Source organism: Loigolactobacillus iwatensis (assembly GCF_003950295.1).
Taxonomy (GTDB): Bacteria; Bacillota; Bacilli; order Lactobacillales; family Lactobacillaceae; genus Loigolactobacillus; species Loigolactobacillus iwatensis.
In genome coordinates this window covers 1-4,674 of the sequence record NZ_RHNP01000069.1, presented here as the reverse complement: position 1 = coordinate 4,674, position 4,674 = coordinate 1, and the positions used below count along the sequence as shown (strand labels likewise).

General features: G+C 41.7%; 2 protein-coding genes. Both read right to left on the bottom strand.

Going from position 1 to position 4,674, the window contains the following annotated elements; genetic code table 11:
- Positions 1–120: 120 nt before the first annotated feature.
- Positions 121–2,904, bottom strand: coding sequence for a cation-translocating P-type ATPase (locus EKM98_RS11785; RefSeq protein ID WP_125982738.1), 2,784 nt, complete (start codon positions 2,902–2,904; stop codon positions 121–123).
- Between the two features lie 363 nt (positions 2,905–3,267).
- Positions 3,268–4,431, bottom strand: a complete 1,164-nt coding sequence (locus EKM98_RS11780; protein ID WP_125982737.1) for a cation:proton antiporter — start codon at positions 4,429–4,431, stop codon at positions 3,268–3,270.
- Positions 4,432–4,674 lie beyond the last annotated feature (243 nt).

The following is a 4,674-nucleotide window of genomic DNA, read 5'->3' as shown; positions in this document are numbered from 1 at the left end:
AACGGACAAAAAGAAAAATCCGGTAAGAACTGGAAAACTCACCAGTTCTTACCGGAACTAATCTTAGATTGTTTACTGTTTCCGAACATTACTTTAGAACGTGTGCCTCTTCATTTGTTCTTATTTTCTTAACCGCAACCATACTTCCTTGATTCCCGATATTATAAACGTCGGTAATGATGGTAATAGAATAACGGCTAGGTACAGCGGCGCCGTAAGTGGCACTGTTCCCATCAATTCATTGAAGAAGGGTAATAAAGTGGCCAATAATGAGCTAAGTGCCGCAAAACTGACTGCCGTCAATAAGCGCCAGTTAGTAAACGGATTACGCCGGAATAACGTCGTGGAGCTTCGAGCATCGAAAACGTGCCAAAGTTGGCCAAAAACTAACGTTAAAAAGGCAACCGTTTGCGCCTCTTCGGCGGCCATCCCGGATGAAGCTGCCCAGATGAAGGCAATAAAGACCGTGAAACCCATGACACTACCACGAACAATAATTCGGCGCAACATGCCATCCGCTAAAATTGACTTCTTGGTATCCCGTGGTTTGGCCTCCATCAAATCGGCTTCTGGCTCGTCATAGCCTAACGCAAGTGCGGGCAAAGAATCACTAATCATATTAACCCACATCACCATTAAAGTAGTTAAGGTTGGTGTTGTTGCAGAGACATTCCCGATTGATCGGTGAATAAGTAAAATACCTAATAACAAGGCCAAAACTTCAGCCACATTCGTAATTAGTTCTTGCCGAATGAAGTTACGGATATTACTAAAGATGGTCCGCCCGGCCTCAACCGATCGTTCAATGGTTGTAAATTTATCATCTAATAAAACTAGGTCGGCGGAATCTTTAGTTACTTCGGTTCCGTTAATCCCCATTGCAATTCCAATATTCGCCGCGCGTAATGCAGGTGCATCATTGACCCCATCACCCGTCATCCCAACGACTTCCCCGTGTCGTTGCAGTTGCCGAATAATCCGCTGTTTATGCTCCGGTGTCACCCGGGCGTATACTCGACAATCTGGTACAATTTTGTACAGATCATCATCACTCATTTGCTCCATATCTTTGCCCTCAATCACTTGCGCGGCCTGATCGGTAATAATGCCTAAGCGGAGCGCAATCGCCCGGGCCGTTGCGGCGTGATCACCAGTAATCATGACAACACTGACTGAAGCCGCGTGTAATTCTTTGATTGATTGGCGAACTTCTTCCCGGGGTGGATCAATGATACCGGCAATCCCAATTAGATTAAGCTTTTGCTCTAACTCATCCATCGTCGCATTCTCGGCCTCATCTAGACTAATATCCCGCTCCGCAATTGCCAACGTCCGTAGTGCATCATTGGCAAAGTCTAAAATTTGCTGCTCAACGGTCGCTTTAGCATCCTTTAACGCGACACGTTGATTATCTTCTTGAATAGTTTCCGTTCGTTGTAAAATAACGTCTGGGGCCCCTTTAGTTAGCACTTTGTATTGCCCATCTTGTTTGACCACAACACTCATCATCTTACGCGTACTATCAAACGGCAGGACCCGCAGCAAATCAATGTGGTGGCCTTTTTTATTTTCCAACAACTGGCTACGTTTAAAACCAGCCTTTTCACCAAGAACAACCAGCGCAACGTCAGTTGGATTTCCTAACGGTGTCATCCGACCGTCTTCATTTTCTTCAATGCTGGCCTCATTATTTAACACAGCCGCCAACATAAAATCATGGTAACTAACTTCGTCGGCTTCCTCATCGGCAGTTGTAATTTCACCCACGGGCTCGTAGCCATTGCCTTCAACTGTGAAATTCTGACCGTTGGCATAAAAACGAACTACAGCCATTTGATTTCGGGTTAGCGTTCCCGTTTTATCCGAAGCAATAAACGTAGTGGCCCCCAACGTTTCAACACTGCTTAGTGATTTGATTAAGCCATTATTCTTGGCCAATAAACGAGCCCCAATGGTTAAAACAATCGATAGAACTACTGGTAAGGCATCAGGAATTGACGCAACGGCTAAAATAATGGTCGTTGAGATTACCGAGGCAACCGTTTCAATCGTCAACTGACCAGTTAGTACAAATTCCTTTGCCAGCATAAAGACTAACGTAAAGGTTGCTAAACAAGCAGATATGACTAACAAACGTTTGGTCAATCGGTTAATGGTTTGTTGTAAGGGAGTTTTTTGATCAGTTACCTGGGTCAATATTTCGGCAATTTTACCTAACTCGGTATTTTGCCCCGTTGCAACAACAATTCCAATCCCATTACCGTTGACTACAGTTGAACCTGCATAACCCATATTGCTGCGTTCGGCCAAGGCACTATCGGCCGCCAATTCATCGGTTTGCTTACTAATTGCATCGGCTTCCCCAGTCAAATGGGTTTCACTAACCTGCAATTCGGCCACTTTCAACCAGCGAACATCCGCATCAATGAAGTCACCCATTTTAACACTTAAAATATCTCCAGGAACAAGTTTTTTACCAGGAACTTTCTGCCAATCATTGTCCCGTAAAGTCATTGTTTGGTGCTCCGCTAATTGTTGCAGTGCGGCCAATGATTTTTTGGCACTATTTTCCTGCCAAAAGGCCAAAGCGGCATTCCCTAAAATTAAGATACCAATCGCAATTGCCTCGTAAAGTGACGTTCTACTATGGGCCATATTGTCGGTAATAAAAAAATCATAACTGGCGCTAAATAAAGAAAGAACTACGGCACCCATCAATACAATCACTAATGGATCTTTAAAGGTTTGGAGAAAAATCCGCCAAGCTGGCCGTTCCTTTTTTTGTTGAACTTCATTAACACCATACTCTTCTAATCGCTTGGCTGCCTCTTCAGAAGTCAGGCCCTTAGATCGATTACTTTCAAGCGTGCTAATAATGGTTTTTTTATCCTGATCATAATACATATAAGTTTCGCCTCCTTAGTTCTTGAAAGATTATTCTTTGCAAATTTTTATTGGTAGGTCAATATAGTTAAACAACGTTAACACCTGGGAAATCTTTAGAAAGGCATTTAAACAAAATTGGTCAGAAAAACACCAATCAAGGTGTTCTCCCACTACATTTCCCACCTACTTTTGCAAAAAAAGGCGAACACCAAGGAAATCCTTGCCATTGGGTAAGTGATCTTCTCAATATTCGCCTTTAATCTTTGATAATTATTATAATAAGTATAACTTTATTATTAAACTAGAGTCAATTAATTGTATTTATTATTTACAGTGTGCTTATAATAATCGCATTATTAACTAGTAAGCAGTTGGTAAAACTCAAGCTTTGCGAATCTTGCTAATCGCGTGACGTAATAAAAATGGGGCAATTAACGTAGTGGCAATAATGGCACCAATTACTGCCGAATAACGATCCGCCGATAATAATTTCGCCTGAAAACCTATTTGAGCGATAATCAAGGCCATTTCCCCGCGTGAAATCATCCCGGCACCAATCATATAAGAACTGTTTAACGAAAAGCCTGAGATGTAAGCACCAAAACCGGCACCAATTAATTTTGTGAATACGCCGACAACTGTTAAGGCCAACAAAAACCAGATATCTTTACCTAACGAAGAAAATGTCATATTCAAACCGATACTAACGAAAAAAACCGGAATGAATATGGCATACCCAATTGGCTCGATACTCTGATCAACTACTTTTCGATAAGTGGTTTGTCCAACCGCAATCCCCGCAAAGAAAGAGCCAACAACGGCACTTAAACCAACTAGATCGGCCAGGTAAGCCATGCTAAGACACAGCACCATTGAGGTAATAGTCACGGAGACTGGCACCAACAACTGTTCACCTATTCGTAATAGATAGGGCGCCAGCCAGCGAACAACGATGTAAATTCCAACAAAATATAAAACTTGTTCTAGCAAACTAATCCCAATTGGTGTAGGTGCAGCGTTACTTGTGCTTAATTGTGATCCAACCAAACTGACCATAACACTCAAAATAACGACGGCTAACACATCATCAACCACCGCGGCCCCCAGAATTGTCGTTCCTTCTTTACTATCCAGTGCCTTCATTTCCTTCAAAACTTCCACGGAAATAGAAACGGAAGTGGCTGCAAAAATTATACCTAAAAAAAGGCTCTCCACTTGACTGAGTTTGAACCAAAGACTAGTTAAATAAATTAAACCAACTGGTAAAATGACACCCGCCGTCGCAACAATCACGCTTGGACGTAAATAACGTTTTAATAATTCCAAGTTACTCTCCAGACCAGCGATAAACATTAAAATAATGACACCAATCTCAGAAAAATCATGCACAAAGGCATTCGGCTGAACCCAATTGAGCACCGCTGGACCAACTATGATACCAACTAATAATTGCCCAATTACGGCCGGAATCCCAATCCGGGCACTAAAATGTCCCGCTAATGCCGTGGTCACCAAAATTAAACATAAAGTTCCTAAAAATGCCATTTAATCAATTCCCTTCACAAACAAAAAAAGCCACTACTAACAAGAATCCCGCCAACCCAAAACAGGATAAAATTCTTGAAAGCAATCGCTTCAACCAGTTATTACTATATTTAGTTAAACTATAGCATAGATTTTTCAAAATACATAACTTAAACTATTCAGCTTGCGAGAGTGTCAATAATTTTGTGTAAATGAGTAACTCTTATTCGCACGATTAAATAACCAATTTCAAAACATTGATTC

Bases quoted from the DNA above. Each gene is read 5' to 3' on its own strand.
- EKM98_RS11780 (WP_125982737.1), bottom strand. From the start codon at position 4,431: ATGGCATTTTTAGGAACTTTATGTTTAATTTTGGTGACCACGGCATTA.
- EKM98_RS11785 (WP_125982738.1), bottom strand. From the start codon at position 2,904: ATGTATTATGATCAGGATAAAAAAACCATTATTAGCACGCTTGAAAGT.